The organism is Marinobacter salinus, assembly GCF_001854125.1.
GTDB lineage: Bacteria > Pseudomonadota > Gammaproteobacteria > Pseudomonadales > Oleiphilaceae > Marinobacter > Marinobacter salinus.
Genome location: NZ_CP017715.1, coordinates 2844121 through 2863848 on the forward strand (window position 1 = coordinate 2844121; position 19728 = coordinate 2863848).

Here is a 19728-nt window from a genome sequence, read left to right on the forward strand (position 1 = left end):
CCGCCCACATTCTTAACACATGTTCAGTGGCATCTGCCGCCAGAACCCGTTACCTTCGGCGTTCTCAAAACCAAAATTCAGGGGGCAGAGCCCCTGCGAAGACGTTAAAGGATGAAGCAATGAAGAAAACACTGCTCGCACTGGCAATGACCGGCATGATTGCTGGCTGCTCCACACCACCGGAAGCCCCGGAACAGCCGAAACTTGAGTCCACTGACCAGAAAGTCAGTTACGGTATGGGCCTGGTTCTCGGTGAGCGCATGAGCAATGACCTTCCGGGCCTGGAGATGGATCAGTTCCTGCAAGGCATACAGCATGGTCACGCGGGTGACGACGAAACCAAGCGCATGAGCCGCGAGGAAATCCAGAAGGCGCTGATGACCTATCAGCAGCAGATGCAGGAAGAGCAAACCAAGCAGGTGGAAGAGCTGGCCCAGAAAAACAAGGAAGCTGGTGCTGCCTTCCTGGCCGAGAATGGCGCTCGCGAAGACGTCGAAACCACGGAATCCGGATTGCAGTATGAAGTTCTGGAAGCGGGCGATGGCGAAAAACCCGCTGCGACCGATACCGTCGAGGTTCACTACACCGGCGAATTACTCTCCGGTGAAGTATTTGACAGTTCCCGCGAGCGGGGCGAGCCGGTCACCTTTGCCCTGAACCAGGTCATTCCCGGCTGGACCGAAGGTCTGCAGCTGATGAGCGAAGGCGCACGCTACAAGTTCTACATTCCCTCCGAGCTTGCCTACGGCCCCGGCGGGAACCGCGCTATCGGCCCCAACGAAACGCTGGTATTCGACGTGGAGCTGCTGAGCGTTAACCCTCAGAGCGACGCGAACGCGGATTCAGAATAAGTAGCAGCAACGGACCATCAAAAAAGCCTCAGCCCGGGATGACCGGTGCTGAGGCTTTTTTTCTGCAATGATGTCAGACAGTCAGGCCGAGGCAACCTTGCTGGCGTGAACATTGTGGAGATGCTCAATCAGAAAATCTTCCATCTCGAAACGGGTTTCCAGCATCTCACCCAGTTTTGACAACTCACGAAACAAACCGTCGACGTCTTCTTCGGACAACTCACGACCATCCAGACGATCATTGAAGTTAAGAGCCACCTCTGTGGTCTGCTCAATGCGAGGATATACCTTGGCCGCCAGCTCCAGCCCGCCATCGTTAAACTCGCGTGCTTCCCGGACCAGTTGTTCGTAGATCTCAAAATGCCCGGTAGACACGTAATCCACCAGAACCTCGCACAGGCGCACGAACTTTCCCTTCAGGGCTTCAGTCTGTGAAAAGTCAGTTTCCCCGGACAGGTCGCAGTAGTGAACCAGGAGCTCCTGGCGTTCCTTGAGCCAACGATCGATAAGATCGCTCACGCCACCCCAACGCTCCCTGGCATTTCTGCAATTTTCCAACATGACGCCTTTTCTCCGTTTGATAGCCCGGAACTTCAGTCTCGGTTTTGATTCTTCTCAGATTGGATTCAAGTTACCCCATGCCACCCGTTGACCGCAACCGTTTCACCCGGCAATCCAGTCTCTTGCCCTTGGCTGGCGAAACAGCAGAGCCAGGCCAACAATCACCAGCAACGCGAAGAAGACCGCCGTCCAGCCGGGAATGCTGAGCCCCAGGAATCGCCAGACAACCTCGGCACAGTCACCGGTGCCCCGCAGAGCAGTCGACAACACCTCAAAAAACGGCAGTACTTCAAGCATATATTCTACCGAAGGACCACAGGCTGGCACCTGATCAGCAGGCAAACTCTGGAGCCAGAGCTGGCGCCCAGCCACTCCCAGTCCGGCCCCGGCAGTGACCGCCAGCAATCCGCCGTAGATCCGTATGCCAAAACCTTTGGGACCATGTAAAAACGCCAGCAGGCTGACCGCCCCCGCCCCCATGAACCCGAACCGCTGAAGCCAGCACAACGGACAGGGCTCCAGCCCCATGACATGCTCCATGTAAAAGGCAACACCAAGTAAGCCGGCACAAACCACGAAAATAAGCCCAAACACCCATCTGCTCGTCAAAAGAACACCTCGGAATCATGAATTGACACTGCATACTCGCACCGGGCCTGCTATTCTCGTTTTCGTACATCCGGTGGCCCTGCCGCTGATCCGTCACTAAACCCTAAACCATGATCAACTTCAAGCCTATGACACTTCAGCCAAAACCCGTTCTGACCCTGGCAATCCTTCTGTTATCACTGCTTTCACTTCCAGTGTTCGCGCAAGAAGGTGACTTGGAAGAAGAGGAAGCCGTTGAGGAAACCGGCGTGACCGACTACATCGCCATGGATCCAGCCTTCGTGACCCATGTCGGGAAACCGGACAACAAGGTGACCTATCTGAAGGCGGCAATCAGCCTGCGAGCGTCCAGCGCGACCACGCGGCCAGCGGTTGACGCCCATATGCCAAGACTGCGCCATGAGATGGTCATGCTGTTCGGTGAGCAAACAGACACCGATCAACTAACAAGTATGGAAGGGCAGCAGGCGCTCAGAGAAGAAGCAAAAAAGCGGATCAATCAGGTACTCGAAGAGCAGCAAACCGGGGAGGCCATCACCGGTGTGCTTTTTACGGAATTTGTCGTGCAGAAGTAAACGCGCGCGAACGGCGCTCAGGCGATCCTGGAAAACAGGTCGTCACCGGGTAAACGCTCCTGCTGCCGAGTGACCTGTTCCGCGTCATCCCAGCCTGCTTCCCAGGCAGCAATAACCACGTCGCCCCGGTATGGGCACCGGGCTTTGCCCATACCCATGGACGAAGCCATGTACCCCTGGCGGTAAGCCTTGTTCAGTGCTTCCACGTCCCAGCCAAGTTTGATATCTCTGGCCATGCCGGCTTCCCCCCTGTCCCTGTTGTTACAAAAACTAACAGCCGCCTCGGGAGCTGACAAACTTTTATTCAGTTTCTGTGAGTCAGGTCCGGAAGGGATGTGAGACACACCGGTCAGGAGGCCAGATAGTCCTTGAGAAACTCTCCGAAGGACTGCGTTTCGTTTTCTTCAATGCGTTTTTGTTCGGCCACCGACTCTGCTGTCATTGCGCGGAACGCCGCCAGTACGTCTGGGGCCAGTGTCTCCTGCCGGAGGGTCTCCTGGTGACGACGGGATACGTCCATCACCCACTCTCGATGCCCAAGTCCTGAGCTCCGCATAGCCTCCAGAACCTGCTCCGATGGAACTGCCCATACATCGGTACCAGAGAGTTTTTTATCTTGCTCGGCCAGAGCGTTACGGTAGGTCTCACCGCCGTTCCAGCCGTCCAGCAGTTCGGCCAACGGTTCCAGCTGATCCAGCAGCTCCCTGGCAGCATCCCCGACAGGGGTGCGATGACCGCTCCGGCACAGTGTCAGCTCCCGGTTGCGACCACGAGCAACAACATCTTTGTAATTATCATCCAGCCGCTCGCACTCGGCATCACCGATGCGCGGGCTGTCGGTGAGCAGGCAGTCAAGCAAAAACAGATCCAGGAAATCAATCTGGGCCTCATTGACGCCCACCGGTGAAAACGGATCCAGATCCAGGCACCGGACTTCGATATATTCGACGCCACGGGCTTCGAGGGCCTGAATTGGTTTCTCCTCGCGCTGGGTTGTTCGCTTGGGGCGAACCGCACTGTAGTACTCGTTTTCGATCTGAAGCACACTGGTGTTGATCTGGATAAACTTTTCGCCCTGACGGGCACCGATCGCTTCGTAGGCCGGCCAGGTAGTATGAATAGCCCGGTCCAGAGTCTGGGTATAGGTGCTCAGTTCGTTAAAACAAATGTTGAGTGAAGCCTGGGCATTATTGTGGTAGCCCAAGTCCCCCATACGCAAGGAGGTCGCTTCTTTTCCGTACAAGGTGTGGTCGTCAAAACGATCGAGGTCGTGGCGGACATTGGCCACAAAACTTGCATCCAGCGCAGGCGATGCACCGAACAACAGCATCAGCAGCCAGCTGCGCCGGCGGAAGTTTCGGATCAGCCAGAAATACTGATCTGATTTAAAATCTTTCAGGCTTTGCCCGTTTCCAAGCATTTCCTGCCATTTCCGCCAGAAAGCGTCCGGCAGGGAGAGATTGTAGTGCGCACCAGCGATGCTCTGCATCATGCGGCCATAGCGAACCGCCAGCCCTTGACGATAAACGTGCTTGAGGTGCCCGATATTGGATGAACCGTATTCGGCAATTGGAATACTGGGATCACCATCCAGTTCGCAGGGCATACTCGCTGCCCAGAACACTTCGTCACCCAGGTTCTGCTGGACAAAGCGGTGGGTGTTCCTCAGCGACTCCATCATTTCAGAGGTGCTTTTGAAAACGGGGGTAATCAGCTCCAGCAGGGACTCGGAATAATCCGTGGTAATCCTCGGGTGAGTCAGCGCAGAACCGAGGGCTTCGGGATGTGGCGTTTGGGCAATGAAGCCATTACGGTCAACCCGCAGGCCTTCCTTCTCGACCCCTTTCAGAAAGCCGTTCCAGTCACTGGCGGCAAACTGGCGAAAAACAGAATGGCGGGATTCAGCCATGATGCACTCCTGCTGCAGCCGGCGCTGCCTCGTGAGCGGCGCCGGCTGATGGAAAGATAGAAAACCGGTTAGCGGCTATCCTTGCGGGCCGAGGCCAGGGCTTGGGCCAGTGCGCCCGCCATGGCGCCTTGCTGTGTTTTTTGTCCGCTTCCGGACTGACGCGCGTTACGGCCGCCCGCTTTTTGCTCGGAACGGCTGCGCCCCGAACCGGCTGACTTGTTGTCAGCTTTCTCGCCAGGCTGGTCGTCCAGACGCATGGACAAGGCTATCCGCTTCCGGGGAATATCCACATCCATCACCTTCACCTTTACGATATCCCCTGCTTTCACCACTTCCCGGGGATCTTTCACAAAAGTATGGGACAGCGCCGAAATATGCACCAGCCCGTCCTGGTGAACCCCGATATCCACGAATGCCCCGAAATTGGTAACGTTGGTTACAGAACCCTCCAGAGTCATCCCCGGCTTCAAGTCACTCAGGGTTTCCACCCCCTCCTCAAAGCTGGCAAAGCGAAACTCCGGCCGAGGGTCCCGCCCCGGCTTCTCCAGTTCGGAGATAATGTCCTTTATAGTCGGCAAGCCGAACTGTTCTGTTACGTAATCCTGGGGATTCAGACCACGCAGAAACGAAGAATCACCAACGATGTCTTCCACATTTCGATGGTTCCCTGCCGCGATGGCTTCCACGACACCATAGGCTTCCGGGTGCACAGAGGATCGATCCAGGGGATTCTCGCCACCGGCAATGCGCAGGAAGCCCGCTGCCTGCTCGAAGGTACGGTCACCCAGCCGCGACACCTTCATTAGCTGTTTTCGGTTATGGAACAGGCCATTCTGGTTGCGGAAATCAACAATATTCTGGGCGATGTTCTGGTTGAGGCCGGACACCCGTGCGAGCAGCGGCACAGAAGCCGTATTCAGGTCGACGCCCACACCATTTACACAGTCCTCGACCACGGCATCCAGACTACGGGATAACTGGACCTGAGAGACGTCGTGCTGATACTGGCCGACACCGATAGACTTCGGTTCAATCTTCACCAGTTCCGCCAACGGGTCCTGCAGGCGGCGGGCAATGGAGACTGCACCACGAATGGTTACATCCAGATCCGGCAATTCCCTGGAGGCAAACTCGGAAGCAGAGTAGATGGAAGCGCCGGACTCACTAACCACAATGCGTGCGAGTTTCAGTTCCGGATAACGCTTGCACAGGTCGCCTACCAGCTTTTCCGTCTCCCTGGACGCTGTACCGTTGCCAATGGCTACCAGTTCGATCTTGTATTCACGACACCAGGCTGCCAGCTGTTCAATGGATTGATCCCACTGATTCCGGGGCGCATGGGGGAAAATGGCGCCATGGCCAACCACCTGGCTGGTACCGTCGATTACGGCCACCTTCACGCCAGTCCGCAAGCCGGGGTCCAGCCCCAAGGTCGGGCGCGGGCCGGCCGGGGCCAGCAATAACAGGTCCTTCAGGTTGGCGGCGAAGACATTGATGGCCTCAGTCTCGGCAGATTCACGCACCTGAGCCATCAAATCTGTCTCAATCTGGGTAGACAGCTTCACCCGCCAGGTCCAGCGCACCACCTCCGATAGCCATTTGTCAGCCGGCCGATCGTTATCGCGGATATTCCAGCGCGCGGCAATACGATGCTCCGCCGGATGCGGCTGTCGACGGTCGCCTTCGCCGTCACCGACAACAATGGCGTATGTCAGCACCCCCTCGTTACGGCCACGGAGAATCGCCAGCACCCGGTGGGAAGGTACTTTTTTCAGCGGCTCCACATGGTCAAAATAATCCCGGAACTTGGCCCCCTCGCTTTCCTTACCCTCAATCACGGAAACTTTCAGCTGGCCCTCCTGCCAGATGAGATCCCGCAGGCTGCCCAGCAATTCGGCATCCTCGGCAAACCGCTCCATCAGAATGGAGCGGGCGCCATCCAGGGCGGCCTTGGCATCTTCGATACCGGCTTCCTTGTTGAGGTAAGCTGCAGCAGTCGTTTCCGGATCCAGCGTGGGGTCGTCATACAATGCATCCGCCAGGGGCTCGAGGCCGGCTTCCCTGGCGATCTGTGCCTTGGTACGGCGCTTGGGCTTGTAGGGCAGGTAAAGGTCTTCCAGGCGGTTCTTGGCGTCGGCCTCGTTTATGCTTGCGCGCAACTCGTCGGTCAGCTTGCCCTGCTCCTCAATGCTTTTGAGGATGGTTGAGCGGCGGTCTTCCAGTTCGCGCAGGTAGCGCAACCGGTCTTCCAGGTTTCGCAACTGGCTGTCATCCAGCGAGCCGGTAATTTCTTTCCGGTAGCGGGCAATAAACGGGACGGTCGCACCCTCGTCAAGCAGGGCGACGGTGGCATTAACCTGTTGCTCGCGTACGCCGAGCTCTTCGGCGATGCGCCTGGAGATACTGTTCATGCAACCTCTGTTGATAACATAAGGATCAAATAAAAGGGGAAAGGTACAGCGGCTCACCGCTGCAGGCAAGCAGACTGTCCGCGGTTGTTCAGGAATTGCACAAGGTCGGCCCAGGGCATGGGGCGGGCGTAGTAATACCCCTGGATCTCGTCACAGTGCTGCTGGCGCAGGAAATCAAGCTGACCCTCGGTTTCAACGCCTTCCGCCACCACACTGATCTGCAGGCTATGGGCCAGACTGATAATCGCCCGAATGATGTGCTCGGCATCGGCAGACTTGCCCAGATCCTGTACGAAGCTCTTGTCAATCTTCACCAGCGAAATGGGCAGATGCTGCAGGTTACTCAGGGACGAAAAGCCGGTGCCAAAGTCATCCAGCGCAAAGCTGATGCCAAGCTGGTTCAACTCCCGAAGGCACCGCTGGGCGTATTCAGGATCGTGCATCATGGCACTTTCGGTCAGTTCCAGCTCCAGCAAACTGGTGTCTACATTGGCGTTGAAGATGATCCGGAAGATCGTTTCCGTCATCTTGCGATCGTGGAACTGACGAAACGACAGATTGACCGCAAAAACCAGGCCGGGAAAGCCCATCTCCGCGGATTCCTGCAAACGTTTACAGGCCTGTTCAATCACCCAGTAACCGATAGGTACAATCAGGCCACTGCGTTCCGCCACCGGGATAAACTCATCAGGTCCGACCAGCCCACGCTCCGGGTGATTCCATCGCAACAGACATTCGACTCCCCGAACTTCTTCCGTAGCCAGATCAATACGGGGCTGATAATAGAGCTCAAGTTCGTTGCCCCGCAGCGCGCTACGCAGGTCCGCCTCGAGGCGCAGCTGATAGCCGGCAGAGATGTGCAGCTGGCGATCATAAAAGCGATAACTGGTGCCCGGGTCCCGCTTCGCCTCAAACATGGCACGATTAGCCCGGCGCAACAGGTTTTCGGCGCTGTCTCCGGCCTCCGGGTAAGTGGCCACTCCCAGACTGGCACTAACCCCAATGGCCTGACCGTCAATGGTGACCGGCTCGTCCAGGGCAGCGACCACTTTCCGGATGATCTGCGTGATATCCAGTGAGTCTTCCACCTTTTCGATGATAATGGCCAGTTCATCACCGCCGATGCGCATCAGCGAGTCCACCCGTCGCAAACTGTGGCGCAGGCGCTCGGCCAGTTTCATCATCAACTGGTCACTTTTCTGGTAACCAAAGGATTCATTGATACTTCGGAAATCGTCGATATTGAGGTGCAGCAAAGCCAGCCGATGACCGCCCCGCTCTGCTCGTAAAAGCGATTGTTGCAGCCGATCAAAAAACAGGTCACGGTTAATGAACCCGGTTGCCACATCACGGCCGAGCCGACTGTGGGGTGACTCTGACAGTTGCCCGCGATACCAGAGACCTTTGACGGCGCGCCGGAAGCTCCAGTGATCCAGCCCGTTACGGGAAAGGTAGTCGGACGCGCCAGAGGCCAGGAGTTCGGGGGCGCGCTCATCGGAGGATTCGGCGCTCAGGGCCAATACCGGCTTTTCATTACTGGCAACCGCCAGGTATTGCAGAAACGCAGACTCGGAACCTCCGTGAAACACGCAGTCCCAGACGACAAGATCAAAACTTGCATTCCGAATGAGGTCGTCACAGTCGATGAGGTCCGGACACCAAGTGGCATCGGCATCAAATTCGCCGTCGTCAGCCAATAGTGCATTAAGCCAGAGAAAATCCGAATAATCGGGAACGAGGACCAAAAGCCGCAACTGGCTGGGCCTTATCGTCTCCAGTGGCAATGTCATTAAGCAGAGTCCATTTGTGCGTGAACAACCAAGTCCGTTCCATCAAGAATAGCTGATAGATCTTCAAGGTACAGAAAGTCACGCTGGTGTAGAATAGGCCAGACGTCCAATACTCCCATTTAGTTCCATTCTGGCATCTTATTTGTGAACAAGCTCAACCCCAGACAAAGTGAAGCGGTACGCTACGCTGATGGCCCTCTGCTCGTACTGGCCGGCGCGGGCAGTGGCAAAACCAGTGTCATCACCCGCAAGATTGCCTACCTGATTGAGCACCTGGGCATTCCAGGCCGACACATTGCGGCCGTGACCTTTACCAACAAGGCGGCCCGCGAGATGAAAGAGCGTGTTGGCCGCATCGTCGACCGCAAGCTCACCCGTGGCCTGATTGTTTCCACGTTTCACAACCTTGGCCTGAACATGATCCGGGAAGAACACGCCCATCTCGGCTACCACCCCGGATTTTCGATCTTTGACGCCGCGGATGCCAAGGCACTGCTTCAGGACCTGATGCTCCATGAGGGCAGCACCGATGCCGGCGATGAGCTTAACGACGTCCAGATGACCATATCTTCCTGGAAGAACGCACTCCGAAGTCCGGGAGAAGCTCTAAGCAGAGCTGCGGACGAACGGGAACAGCGCATAGCGCTGATCTACAAGAAGTACAACGAGTACCTGAAGGCCTACAACGCGGTCGATTTCGACGACCTCATCCTGTTGCCGGTGCAACTGTTCCGCAGCAATCCGGACATTCTGTCCAAGTGGCGGCGCAAGATTCGCTACATGCTGGTGGATGAGTACCAGGACACCAACGTATGCCAGTACGAACTGGTCAAACTTCTGGTGGCCGAACGCGCCGCTTTTACCGTAGTGGGTGACGACGATCAATCCATCTACGCCTGGCGTGGTGCCCGGCCGGAAAATCTGGAGCAACTCAAGGAAGATTTCCCCAGCCTCAAGATCGTCAAACTTGAGCAGAATTACCGCTCCACCGCCCGCATCCTGCGCAGTGCCAACACGGTCATCGCCAACAACCCCCACGTGTTCGAGAAGGCTCTTTGGAGCGATCATACCATTGGCGAGGAGCTCCGGATCATCCGCTGTCGCAGTGAAGACGCGGAAACCGAGCGGGTGGCAACCGAGATCCTTGATCAGAAACTCAAGCAGGGTCTGGAATTCCGGGATTTCGCTGTACTCTATCGCGGCAACCACCAGGCTCGACTGCTGGAAATGAAGCTGCAGGCCTACCAGATCCCCTACCGGATCTCCGGCGGCCAGTCGTTTTTCTCCAAAAACGAGATCAAGGACGCCATGTCCTACCTGCGCCTGCTGATAAACCCGGACGACGACGCCGCGTTTCTCCGGGTGGTCAACGTGCCACGCCGGGAGATTGGCCCGCGCACTCTGGAGCAGCTGAGCCACTATGCCCGGGCCCGCAATGTCAGCCTGTTCAAGTCGCTGGGTGACATGGGGGCAGAAACCCATGTCACCGAAAAGGGCCTGGACCGCCTGCGCCGCTTCGCGCACTGGGTAGATGCCACCTGCGAGCGTCTGCACAGTGAAGACCCGATTCCGGTGATCAAGCAGCTGTTCACGGACATTGAATACGAGGAGTGGCTACATCAGCACTCGGGCACGCCCAAACAGGCTGAACGACGGATGGAAAACATCTGGTACCTGGTGGAATCCATCCAGCGCATGCTGGACGATGGCAAGGGCACGGCCGATGAGCTCGGCATCGAAGATGCCATCACCAAACTGATCCTCCGGGACATGATGGAACAGCGCGAGGAAGAAGACGACAGCGACAAGGTTCAGCTGCTGACCTTACATGCCTCCAAAGGCCTGGAGTTCCCCCACGTGTTCATTATGGGGCTTGAGGAGGAAATCCTGCCCCACCGAAGCAGCATCGAGGAAGGTAACATCGAGGAAGAACGGCGGCTGATGTACGTGGGTATCACCCGTGCCCGGGAAACCCTCACCCTGACCTACGCCGCCGCGCGCCGGCAGTACGGCGAAAAGATCGAGACCATTCCCAGCCGGTTTCTGGACGAGCTGCCGGAAGACGACCTGAAATGGGAAGGCCAGGGCGATCTGGATGTCGAAGCCAATCAGAAAAAAGGCAAAGCGACACTGAGTGCACTGTTGGGAGATCTGGGGATCTGAACGAAAAACCCCCCGTAAAGCGGGGGATTTCAATCAGGTAAAACGACCGGACTTACTTGCTTTGGGACACCATGTGTTCGACGGCGTTCTGAATTTCCTCATCAGGACAGCTGGCGCAGCCACCTTTTGCCGGCATCGCATTGAAGCCATTAAGAGCGTGGGTGACCAGGGTTTCGAGGCCTTTATCGATACGAGGAGCCCAGGCAGCGGTATCGCCTATCACGGGTGCACCGGCTGCGCCGGTGGTATGACAGGCCATACACACAGCGTCATATACTTCCGGGCCCGGACGCGGGCCGGAGCTGGCAGTCTCGGTCGGTGCCGCAGCGGCGCCGCATTCGTCACCTTGCACACAAACTTTGCCTACCGGCTCGATACGCGCGCGAATTTCATCTTCAACACTTGCCAGGGCGGCACCGGCGGTAAGGCCGAAACCAAGCAACACGACAGCCAGGACTCTCTTCATCTTCACAATGCACCTCGCATTAGAGCGTTATAATATTCGGTTGCCGCATTATAGCGACTGAACCCTGGCAAAAAAACCAAACGGCAAAATCATAATTTGATTTCAACCATTTTAATTGCCATTTCGTAAGTCCAAAGGCGTTTATCCAGCAATCCGGTTAACATAGTCACGCTCACATTCCAGCCCTCCAGGAACGACGACATGCCCCAGCCTGACAAACCGTCTCCACATCCGCTGCGCAAGCGGCTGTTGATCACCGAATTTTCGGCGCTTGCCGTACTTCTGGCCTCCATGAGCTGGTTCTCCAGCCACACCTCCGCTGGCAGCAAACTCGACCCAGCCTGGTTAATAATACCGGCGGTGGCGAGCCTGTGTGTGTTCCTGAGTTTTATCGGTCTGATGTACCTGCGCTGGGTTTCTGCTGCGGATTCATCAAACCGCTTCAGGCACAAAGTAGTTTTTTCTTTATTGGCAATCACCCTGATCGGCGTCTGGATGTATGGCATTGCCAACACCTGGTTAAGCCTCAACGCCAGCTGAGGAGTTCTCATGCACATCCGTTTTTGCCTACCGATGGTGGCCCTGTCGCTGACCGTATCTTTGGGCGCGGTTTCAGTGAGTGCCGAGGAAATCCGGAAGGCGAAGTATAACAACGGTCCTCTTTCTGCAGAGAACTGCGCTCTTGTTGAGAATGGCGTTCAGCGTTTGGCGTGTTACGACAAGGTTTTCAAGCCCGAGAAAGCCCAGCAACAGGCCGGCCCGGACAAAGTCGAAACCGTTCAGGAGCAAGCCGGCGAGGCCTTACCCCCCAGGGAAGAGCAATTGGAGGAGCTTGCGGAGGAAGAGAACGGTGACGTAGGCGTCATGAACTCCTTCGTGGAGCAATATATCGCGGCAGAAAAAGCAGTTTTTTCCTTTTCCGGCAGTTTTGTCGGCCACCGCCCGACGTACATCCTGCCAATCAGCTGGGTTAAGAACCCCAACCCAACGCCCAACAGTCCGCGACTGGGCGGCAGTGTCTACGACTATGAACTGGAGAGAGAGGAAGCCAAATACCAGATCAGTTTCAAGGTTCCGCTGCTGACAGGCTTTCTGGACGACCGCACGACACTCTGGTTCGGTTACACCCAGCAGTCATACTGGCAGGTCTATAACCGGGAAGATTCGGCACCTTTCCGGGAAACCAATTATGAACCGGAGATTTTTCTGCGCTACCAGACTGACTTCAGGATCGGCCCAGGTACACTCAATGGCGTCACTATCGGTTTCAATCATCAATCCAACGGCCAGTCGGAACCCCGGTCACGGAGCTGGAACCGGATCATGGGCTCAGCGGCTTACAGCTATGACCGGTGGCTATTCATCGTCCAGCCCTGGTATCGCATTCCGGAAAACAGCGAAGACGACAACGCTGACATTGAGCGCTATCTTGGCTATGCGAACTATACGACCGTTTACAAGCTGAGTGAGGACCGCACATTTTCCCTGAACCTGATGAACAATTTGCGCTCAGACGACAACAAGATGTCGGTGGAGTTCGGGTACAGCTTTCCGATGGGAGACACGGTGAAGGGCTTTTTCCAGTACTACAACGGGTATGGAGAGAGTCTGATCGACTATAACCACCGGATCGAGCGGTTTGGTATCGGGATTATGCTGAACGACTGGCTCTGAAAACCTTTGTAGCTAGGGTGAAGGTTGAGGAAACAGGAAGGGCGTTCAGAAACCCGCTCCTTGCGGCACATCCCTGTGGCGCTTGAGCTCCTCCATCCGTGGCTCCGCACAGTTTCTGAACGCCCTTCCTGCCCCCTCGCCCCAAGCTTGTGGCGTTAAACCTTGTTGTTATCCCTCGTCATCCAACCTCTGCATTTCAGTCAGTAATTCTTCGGTTTTGGCTTCCATCAGCGGGATATCCGCGCGGGATTCCACGTTTAACCGCACAACCGGCTCGGTGTTGGACATCCGGAGATTGAAGCGCCAGTTGTCGAACTCAATGCTGACGCCATCCACGTGGCTAACTTTCTTCGCGCCCACGCTGTACTTGGCTTCGATTGCTGCGATCACCTTGGCGGGGTCCGCAATGGTGCGGTTGATCTCACCGCTGGCCGGGTAGGCTTCGATTCGGGCGTCGATCAGGGAGGACAGGGTCTGGCCGGACTGGCACAGGCGCTCAGCCACCAGCAACCAGGGAATCATGCCGCTGTCGCAGTAGGCGAAATCCCGGAAGTAATGGTGTGCGCTCATTTCGCCGCCATAGACCGCGTCTTCATCGCGCATGCGCTGTTTGATGAAGGCATGGCCGGTTTTGCTTTCGATGGCTTCGCCACCGGCGGCTTTTACCAGGTCCAGGGTATTCCAGGTCAGACGCGGGTCATGAATGACTTTGCCGCCACCGGTTTTGCGCAGGAACTGGTCCGCCAGCAGGCCAACGATGTAGTAACCCTCGATAAAACGGCCATTTTCATCGAAGAAAAAACAACGATCATAATCGCCGTCCCAGGCGATACCCATGGCCGCGCCCTGCTCGACCACGGCATCGGCAGTCGCCGACCGGTTCTCCGGCAGGATCGGGTTGGGTACTCCATTGGGAAAATAACCATTCGGCTCATGATGCACTTTCACAAATTCGAACGGCAGATGTTGCTCAAGTTCGTCAATCACCAGGCCGGCACCGCCATTTCCAGCATTACATACGATGGTCAGCGGATTCAGCGAACTGGCATCTATATAGCCCAACAAGTGGTCTATATAGGCACTCATTGTTTCGAGTGGTTCATAACGGCCCTGTTCGGAGGCGTTAGTGAAAGGCTCGGGCACCCGGTCACGAATATCGTTCAGTCCGTTGTCTGAACTGATGGGGCGAGACTCGGGCCCCACCATTTTCATGCCGTTGTGATCTTTCGGGTTGTGGCTGGCTGTGACCATGATGCCACCGTCCATGCCATAGTGGCTGGTGGCAAAGTACACCATTTCGGTGCCACACAGGCCGATATCGAAGACGTCCGCACCCGCCGCCATCAGCCCGGAACTCAGAGCTTCTGCAATTTCCGGGCTGGACAGGCGGATGTCATATCCAACGATGACTTTCTTCGCCCCGGTAATTTCCACATAGGCGCGGCCGATACGCTCTGCCAGGGCCGGATTCAGTTGGTCGGGAACACGACCACGCAGGTCATAGGCTTTGAAACAGGACAGGTCCATTGTCTGGGCTTACTCCGAAGCAGTTGATTGAAGCTGGACGTAGTTCTGGATGCCCATCTGAGCGATCATTTCCAGCTGGGTTTCCAGCCAGTCGATGTGTTCTTCTTCGCTGTCGAGGATACTGCGGAATAACTGACGACTGGTGTAGTCCTGGACTTCCTCGCAATAAGCCACAGCCTCCTTCAGATCGGAATGGGCAATCTGTTCCAGCTTGAGATCGCAGGAGATCATTTCTTCCACATTCTCTCCGATCAACAGCTTGTTGAGGTCCTGCAGGTTGGGCAGGCCCTCCAGAAACAGAATGCGCTCAATCAGCTGATCGGCGTGCTTCATTTCATCAATGGATTCTTCATATTCCTTGGCCGCCAGCCTGGCGATACCCCAATCCTTATACATACGGGAATGGAGAAAATACTGGTTGATGGCGGTCAGCTCATTGGCGAGGACTTTATTGAGGTACTGGATGACCTTTTTGTCGCCTTTCATGGCAGGGCTCCCTTGATGAGGTTTGAAGACTATCACCAAGGATAGCCGGTTATAGTTCAATAAAAAATTGCAGGGAGGAAACAAATACAACAAAGCCGGCATCAACGCCGGCTTACAAACAACAGGTTTTCTGAGGACCGGCCTAGGCGGGCTGAGCCAGTAAATTGGCCAACGCCAGGTAATCCGGGGACCTGCTCTCCTTGAGAATTTCCCGCGCCATGCTGGCGCAGCGGCCGCACTGCCGGCCCACCCCCATCTCTTTGCCGAGCTGGCGCATGGACGTTACACCATTTTCGGCCGCTTCGCGGATTTCCCGGTCGGTGACTCCATGGCAAAGGCAGACATACATAAGGCTTTCTCACTAACGATACCAATGTTAGTGATAATTATTGCTATTCGCGTCCAGAAATGCAACCCATTGCGTTAAATTTGTTCAAAGGGGGTTTCAGCCACCGGCCTCACGGGTCAGGTTCGTTGCGCCGTCACCGGTGACCACCACATTGTCCTCTATACGAATCCCGCCGCAGCCCCGCAATTCATCAATCACAGCGTGATTGAAGTGGTCGCCCAGAGGGCCACTCAGCAACGGATCAAGCAGGGACGGTATCAGGTAAAAGCCCGGCTCGATGGTGACCACCATACCCGGCTCCAAGGTGCGAGTCAGGCGCAGAAACGGTGCATCCGCAGGTGACGGCTGGCGCTTACCTGCGACATCATGCACCAGAATTCCCAGAAAATGTCCTATTCCATGGGGGAAAAACGCGCGGGTGATCCCCCGCTCAATCAGAGTGGCGTCATCAAGGCCCGACACCACACCCGCCGCGTTCAACAGGGCCGCAATCCCTTCATGGGTCTTGCGGTGTATGGCCACGTAGTCCACGCCCGGTGCCACCATCTTGCACAGGCGGCGCTGCAGTTGCTCAAGGCCCTGCACCAGCGCTGAAAAACGGCCCTCGCCGGCAGCGGGTGTGGTTCGGGTAATATCCGAACAATAACCCCGAAAACGCACGCCGGCGTCAATCAGAAGACTGCGGGAACGGGCCGGCGCCTCGGTGTCGTAATACTGATAGTGCAGGGTTCCCGCGTGCTCGTTAACACCGATAATGCTGTGGTAGGGCGCCTCCGCCTCACGCTGACGGGTAGCGCGCTGATAGGCCAGACTGACCTCAAACTCACTCCCGCCAGCCAGGAAGGCATCCCGTGCGGCTTTATGCCCGAGCATGGCAATCTCATTGGCGCGGGCCAGGCAAGCGATCTCGTAAGGCGTCTTGTGCACCCGGGTTTCGTCGAGGTCCGCCAGCAAATCCGCCGGATTGTGTTCGCCCCCCACCTTGGCCAGGAGCGCAGGATCGCCAATAACTGCCAGCTTGCCAGTCAACGCCATGGGAGGGGCGCACTGCTGCTCCCTGAAATGTATTTCAACAGCCTGATGCCAGGGCTCTTCAGGCAAGTCCAGGTTCGCGTGCCAGAAATCCACTGGCTGATACAACCACAGGATCGGCACCTGACCCGGCCGAATCAGCAGCCAGCTGTGCTCCTGGCCGGCAAGGCCGGTCCAGTGCAGGAACGGTCCGTAGCCCTGAAAATGCCAGGACTGGTCATCGCCGTAACGCATCGGAGCGGCCCCGGCGCTGACTAACAGGCTGTCGTATCCATGAGCCACCAGCACCTGTTCGTAGCGTTGCTGGAGTATCTGGATGTGATCCCTCTGGAGCGACAATAACTCGGTATCAGGCATCTTGGCTTTCCAATGTTTTCCAGAGTGTTAAAAGATCGTCGGAGCGTGGCTCGTGCAAACGGATCAGACGGATCTCCAGGGCCACGTCCCACTGTTCGCCACCGGCCCGCGCCAGACTTCCGAATTGTTCGCTTTTTTCCGTCATACGCTGCGGCAGCCAGCCCATCCCGAAGCCCTGTTTGACCAGGGCCTTGATACTCGCTGACTGGGTGTTCTCGTTCAGTGGCAGCAGGTTTGCTGACACCTTCTTGCGACTCAGGTGGGCCTCAATGGCTGACTGCAGAAACCCGCGTGGATGATAGGCGATCAACGGCACTGGTTGCTCGGTACTACCTGGCAGGCCAAACCGCGGCTGGCCACCCTCGTCCGCCACACTCACGGGCACCAGTGATTCCCGGGCCAGCGTGATCGATTCATAACGTTCCCGGGTCAACCGCTCTCCCCAGGGCAAATCCTGGTGCCAGTAACACAGCACCAGATCGCAGTCACCGTTATCGAGGGCATCCAGAAACTGCTCACCCACCCAATTGGTGGCCTTGAGATTCAGCTGCAGCCGCTCCGCCACGCCGGCACGCTGCGCCCAGCCCTGATAAAAGTGGGAAAACAATCCCTGGGTAGAACCGACACTGATTCGCGCCGACGCCTCCGCTTCCATGTCATGGATGCGGTCCTTGGTTTCACGCACATCACGGGTCACCCGCTCACAAAGGTCCACAAAAACTTCGCCCGCAGGCGTCAGCGAGAGCGGCAGGGTCTGGCGATTGATCAGGGTGGCGCCCATAGCTTCTTCGAGAAGCTTGATACGCCGACTGAACGTCGGCTGACTCACGTGCTGCAGTTCAGCCGCACGTGAGAAATGGCGCGTTCGTGCCAGCGCCATGAAGTCTTCAAGCCAGCGTATTTCCATGGACTCCCCAAGGCTGAGCGGTTAACTGCAGGCATCATAGCTCATTGCAGCAACCCCGTTACAACCGCCCCTCTTCTACGGCATGGCAAGCCACCTGAGTACCGTCGGTGTTTATCAATTCCGGTATCTCCTGGCGGCAACGCTCGTTGGCGTATGGGCAGCGACCGTGGAACACGCAACCGGACGGTAGCTGAACCGGGGTCGGCACCTCGCCTTGCAGGCGGATGTGGCTGGGACGATCGTCAGCAAGCTTGGGAATGGCCGACAACAGTGCTTGGGTGTATGGGTGCCTTGGCGTACTGAACAGGGTTTTGGTGTCCGCCAGCTCGCACACGCGCCCAAGATACATTACCGCTACCCGGGTTCCGAAATGCTCTACCACGGCCAGGTCATGGGTGATGAACAGGTAGGTCAGGTTGCGACTTTCCTGAGCATCCATCAGCAGATTCAGAACCTGGGCCTGGATGGAGACGTCCAGCGCCGAAATCGGCTCATCTGCAACAATGAATTCCGGATCGACCGCCAGCGCCCGGGCGATGGCAATACGCTGACGCTGCCCCCCTGAGAACTCGTGACCAAAGCGACTGCCCCAGTCGGGATCGATGCCCACGGAGTGCATAACCTCATGAACCTTGTCGCGAACCTGTATTTGCGACGCCTCCGGCTGATGAAACCGGATGGGTTCTTCCAGCGTCTGCTGGATGGTCATGCGCGGATTCAGGGACGCGTAGGGGTTCTGGAAAATCATCTGCATCTTGCGACGGTACGGCAGCACGCTCTTGCCATCGAGGTTGTCGATGCGCTGGCCGCCGTAATGGATCTCGCCAGCCGTCGGGGACAGCAAACCCATGACGGTCCGCGCCACAGTCGACTTACCACAGCCGGATTCCCCGACCACACACAGCGCCTCGCCCTTCTGTACCTGCAGATCCACACCATTGATGGCATGCACGGCTTCCTGCTTTCGGTGAAACCGGCCAGCTTTAAACGAGATCTGCTCAAGCAGGCTACCGGAAAGATCAAACTTCTTCTCAAGCCCGCGGATATCTACCAGGGGGGAGGTCACGATTCCACCTCCTGCATGCGTTTCTCCTGTTCTATCAGATTACTGACCTCATAACAGGCCACATTCACATTCCCGGAGAGGACATAGTCCGGCATGGCGCGCTTACACTGGTCCGTCGCAAATGAACAGCGGGGGTGAAATGGACAGCCCGTGGGTACATTCTTCAGGGATGGCATGGCGCCGGGAATCTGGAACAGCCGCTCGCCGGGCTCGCCCATTTGCGGCAGCGCGTTGATCAGCCCTTGGGTGTAAGGATGCTGGGCATCGTTGATAATTTCCCGAGTCGGGCCCTGCTCGATAATTCTTCCCGAATACATGACCAGCATGCGCTGGGTCACCTGAGAGACGACGCCCAGGTCGTGGGTAATCAGCATGAGCGCAACGTTTTCCTGCTCGCACAACTCCAGCAGCAAGGCCATGATTTCGGCCTGAATGGTCACATCCAGCGCCGTGGTGGGTTCGTCGGCAACGATGATTTCCGGGTCCAGCAGCAGCGCAATAGCAATAATCACCCGCTGTCGCATCCCGCCGGACAGCTCGTGGGGGTACTGGTCCAGGCGCTTTTCCGGAGACGGGATCTGAACCTTTCGCAGCTTGTCCAGGGCAATGTTACGTGCGTCTTTGGTGCTGATCCTGCGATGGGCCTTGATGGCTTCCACCATCTGCGTACCGATGGTCAGCACCGGGTTCAGGGTCATCATCGGGTCCTGGAAAATCATAGCAATGCGGTTGCCACGAATTCTCCGCAACTCCCGCTCGCTCATGGCGGCCAGGTCTTTGCCTTCAAACAGAATCTGGCCACCGGCAATGTATCCGGGCCGGGCAATCAGGTTGAGGATGGAGAAGGCCGCCACAGACTTGCCCGCACCGGATTCGCCAACGAGGCCGAGGCGTTCGCCCTTATCGAGACTGAAGCTGATGCCGCGAAGAGCCGTAAGGTCACCGCCGCGCACCGCAAACCGGACATCAAGATCTTTTACTTCCAGCAATGACAT

The 19728-nt window shown here is 56.8% G+C and carries 19 protein-coding genes; 5 read left to right on the forward strand and 14 right to left on the reverse strand.

Features of this window, described 5'->3' with window-relative positions; translation table 11 throughout:
- Positions 1-119 precede the first annotated feature (119 nt).
- Positions 120-851, forward strand: coding sequence for an FKBP-type peptidyl-prolyl cis-trans isomerase (locus tag BKP64_RS13235; protein WP_070970894.1), 732 nt, complete (start codon positions 120-122; stop codon positions 849-851).
- An 81-nt stretch (positions 852-932) separates the two neighbouring features.
- Here the strand turns inward: BKP64_RS13235 and BKP64_RS13240 are convergent, their stop codons facing one another.
- Together BKP64_RS13240 and BKP64_RS13245 are read right to left on the reverse strand one after the other, a co-directional pair.
- A complete protein-coding gene (locus BKP64_RS13240; RefSeq protein WP_070970897.1) occupies positions 933-1412 on the reverse strand; it encodes an Rsd/AlgQ family anti-sigma factor in 480 nt (159 codons plus the stop codon).
- A 102-nt stretch (positions 1413-1514) separates the two neighbouring features.
- Entirely contained in the window at positions 1515-2021 is a 507-nt protein-coding gene (locus BKP64_RS13245) for a disulfide bond formation protein B (RefSeq protein WP_070970900.1), read from the reverse strand.
- A gap of 128 nt (positions 2022-2149) precedes the next feature.
- Between BKP64_RS13245 and BKP64_RS13250 the strand changes: the two genes are divergently transcribed.
- On the forward strand, positions 2150-2596 hold the full coding sequence (locus BKP64_RS13250) for a flagellar basal body-associated FliL family protein (protein WP_070973685.1): 447 nt from the start codon (positions 2150-2152) through the stop codon (positions 2594-2596).
- A 17-nt stretch (positions 2597-2613) separates the two neighbouring features.
- Here BKP64_RS13250 and rmf read toward each other — a convergent pair whose 3' ends face one another.
- From rmf to BKP64_RS13270, 4 genes are all read right to left on the reverse strand, one after another.
- Positions 2614-2832 carry a ribosome modulation factor gene (gene rmf / locus BKP64_RS13255; RefSeq protein WP_070970903.1) on the reverse strand — a complete coding sequence of 73 codons (219 nt, stop codon included), beginning with the start codon at positions 2830-2832 and terminating at the stop codon, positions 2614-2616.
- Between the two features lie 113 nt (positions 2833-2945).
- Positions 2946-4505, reverse strand: a complete 1560-nt coding sequence (gshA, locus tag BKP64_RS13260; protein ID WP_070970906.1) for a glutamate--cysteine ligase — start codon at positions 4503-4505, stop codon at positions 2946-2948.
- 68 nt (positions 4506-4573) lie between these two features.
- A complete protein-coding gene (locus tag BKP64_RS13265) occupies positions 4574-6916 on the reverse strand; it encodes a Tex family protein (protein WP_070970909.1) in 2343 nt (780 codons plus the stop codon).
- Positions 6917-6969: 53 nt separating this feature from the next.
- Positions 6970-8706, reverse strand: a complete 1737-nt coding sequence (locus BKP64_RS13270; protein ID WP_070970912.1) for an EAL domain-containing protein — start codon at positions 8704-8706, stop codon at positions 6970-6972.
- 144 nt (positions 8707-8850) lie between these two features.
- Here BKP64_RS13270 and rep point away from each other — a divergent pair, with 144 nt between their 5' ends.
- The gene (gene rep / locus BKP64_RS13275) at positions 8851-10869 is read left to right on the forward strand and encodes a DNA helicase Rep (protein WP_070970914.1); all 2019 of its coding nucleotides are present in this window, start codon (positions 8851-8853) and stop codon (positions 10867-10869) included.
- Positions 10870-10921: 52 nt separating this feature from the next.
- On the opposite strand, the gene BKP64_RS13280 is transcribed toward rep, so the two are convergent.
- A complete protein-coding gene (locus tag BKP64_RS13280) occupies positions 10922-11335 on the reverse strand; it encodes a c-type cytochrome (RefSeq protein WP_070970917.1) in 414 nt (137 codons plus the stop codon).
- 201 nt (positions 11336-11536) lie between these two features.
- On the opposite strand from BKP64_RS13280, the gene BKP64_RS13285 reads away from it, so the two are divergent.
- Together BKP64_RS13285 and BKP64_RS13290 are read left to right on the forward strand one after the other, a co-directional pair.
- Positions 11537-11875, forward strand: a complete 339-nt coding sequence (locus BKP64_RS13285; RefSeq protein ID WP_070970920.1) for a hypothetical protein — start codon at positions 11537-11539, stop codon at positions 11873-11875.
- A gap of 9 nt (positions 11876-11884) precedes the next feature.
- On the forward strand, positions 11885-13009 hold the full coding sequence (locus BKP64_RS13290) for a phospholipase A (protein ID WP_070970923.1): 1125 nt from the start codon (positions 11885-11887) through the stop codon (positions 13007-13009).
- 168 nt (positions 13010-13177) lie between these two features.
- Here the strand turns inward: BKP64_RS13290 and BKP64_RS13295 are convergent, their stop codons facing one another.
- From BKP64_RS13295 to BKP64_RS13325, 7 genes are all read right to left on the reverse strand, one after another.
- A complete protein-coding gene (locus BKP64_RS13295) occupies positions 13178-14536 on the reverse strand; it encodes a phosphohexomutase domain-containing protein (protein WP_070970926.1) in 1359 nt (452 codons plus the stop codon).
- Positions 14537-14545: 9 nt separating this feature from the next.
- Complete coding sequence (bfr, locus tag BKP64_RS13300; RefSeq protein WP_070970929.1) at positions 14546-15022, reverse strand: bacterioferritin; 477 nt, start codon at positions 15020-15022, stop codon at positions 14546-14548.
- Between the two features lie 142 nt (positions 15023-15164).
- Positions 15165-15371: a bacterioferritin-associated ferredoxin gene (locus BKP64_RS13305; protein WP_070970932.1), complete on the reverse strand. Its 207-nt coding sequence runs from the start codon at positions 15369-15371 to the stop codon at positions 15165-15167.
- Between the two features lie 96 nt (positions 15372-15467).
- A complete protein-coding gene (gene pepQ / locus BKP64_RS13310) occupies positions 15468-16760 on the reverse strand; it encodes a Xaa-Pro dipeptidase (protein ID WP_070970935.1) in 1293 nt (430 codons plus the stop codon).
- On the reverse strand, positions 16753-17667 hold the full coding sequence (locus BKP64_RS13315; RefSeq protein WP_070970938.1) for a LysR family transcriptional regulator: 915 nt from the start codon (positions 17665-17667) through the stop codon (positions 16753-16755). The genes pepQ and BKP64_RS13315 overlap by 8 nt, the downstream gene beginning before the upstream one ends.
- Positions 17668-17725: 58 nt before the next feature.
- Positions 17726-18733 carry an ABC transporter ATP-binding protein gene (locus BKP64_RS13320; RefSeq protein ID WP_070970941.1) on the reverse strand — a complete coding sequence of 336 codons (1008 nt, stop codon included), beginning with the start codon at positions 18731-18733 and terminating at the stop codon, positions 17726-17728.
- Positions 18730-19728 carry an ABC transporter ATP-binding protein gene (locus BKP64_RS13325; RefSeq protein ID WP_070970944.1) on the reverse strand — a complete coding sequence of 333 codons (999 nt, stop codon included), beginning with the start codon at positions 19726-19728 and terminating at the stop codon, positions 18730-18732. The genes BKP64_RS13320 and BKP64_RS13325 overlap by 4 nt, the downstream gene beginning before the upstream one ends.

Excerpts from the sequence above, each read along its gene's own strand:
- BKP64_RS13270 (WP_070970912.1), bottom strand. The coding sequence starts at position 8,706 with ATGACATTGCCACTGGAGACGATAAGGCCCAGCCAGTTGCGGCTTTTG.
- BKP64_RS13315 (WP_070970938.1), bottom strand. The coding sequence starts at position 17,667 with ATGGAAATACGCTGGCTTGAAGACTTCATGGCGCTGGCACGAACGCGC.
- pepQ (WP_070970935.1), bottom strand. The coding sequence starts at position 16,760 with ATGCCTGATACCGAGTTATTGTCGCTCCAGAGGGATCACATCCAGATA.
- BKP64_RS13235 (WP_070970894.1), top strand. The coding sequence starts at position 120 with ATGAAGAAAACACTGCTCGCACTGGCAATGACCGGCATGATTGCTGGC.
- BKP64_RS13295 (WP_070970926.1), bottom strand. The coding sequence starts at position 14,536 with ATGGACCTGTCCTGTTTCAAAGCCTATGACCTGCGTGGTCGTGTTCCC.
- BKP64_RS13305 (WP_070970932.1), bottom strand. The coding sequence starts at position 15,371 with ATGTATGTCTGCCTTTGCCATGGAGTCACCGACCGGGAAATCCGCGAA.
- bfr (WP_070970929.1), bottom strand. The coding sequence starts at position 15,022 with ATGAAAGGCGACAAAAAGGTCATCCAGTACCTCAATAAAGTCCTCGCC.
- BKP64_RS13325 (WP_070970944.1), bottom strand. The coding sequence starts at position 19,728 with ATGTCATTGCTGGAAGTAAAAGATCTTGATGTCCGGTTTGCGGTGCGC.
- BKP64_RS13285 (WP_070970920.1), top strand. The coding sequence starts at position 11,537 with ATGCCCCAGCCTGACAAACCGTCTCCACATCCGCTGCGCAAGCGGCTG.
- rmf (WP_070970903.1), bottom strand. The coding sequence starts at position 2,832 with ATGGCCAGAGATATCAAACTTGGCTGGGACGTGGAAGCACTGAACAAG.
- gshA (WP_070970906.1), bottom strand. The coding sequence starts at position 4,505 with ATGGCTGAATCCCGCCATTCTGTTTTTCGCCAGTTTGCCGCCAGTGAC.
- BKP64_RS13250 (WP_070973685.1), top strand. The coding sequence starts at position 2,150 with ATGACACTTCAGCCAAAACCCGTTCTGACCCTGGCAATCCTTCTGTTA.
- BKP64_RS13280 (WP_070970917.1), bottom strand. The coding sequence starts at position 11,335 with ATGAAGAGAGTCCTGGCTGTCGTGTTGCTTGGTTTCGGCCTTACCGCC.
- BKP64_RS13290 (WP_070970923.1), top strand. The coding sequence starts at position 11,885 with ATGCACATCCGTTTTTGCCTACCGATGGTGGCCCTGTCGCTGACCGTA.
- BKP64_RS13240 (WP_070970897.1), bottom strand. The coding sequence starts at position 1,412 with ATGTTGGAAAATTGCAGAAATGCCAGGGAGCGTTGGGGTGGCGTGAGC.
- BKP64_RS13265 (WP_070970909.1), bottom strand. The coding sequence starts at position 6,916 with ATGAACAGTATCTCCAGGCGCATCGCCGAAGAGCTCGGCGTACGCGAG.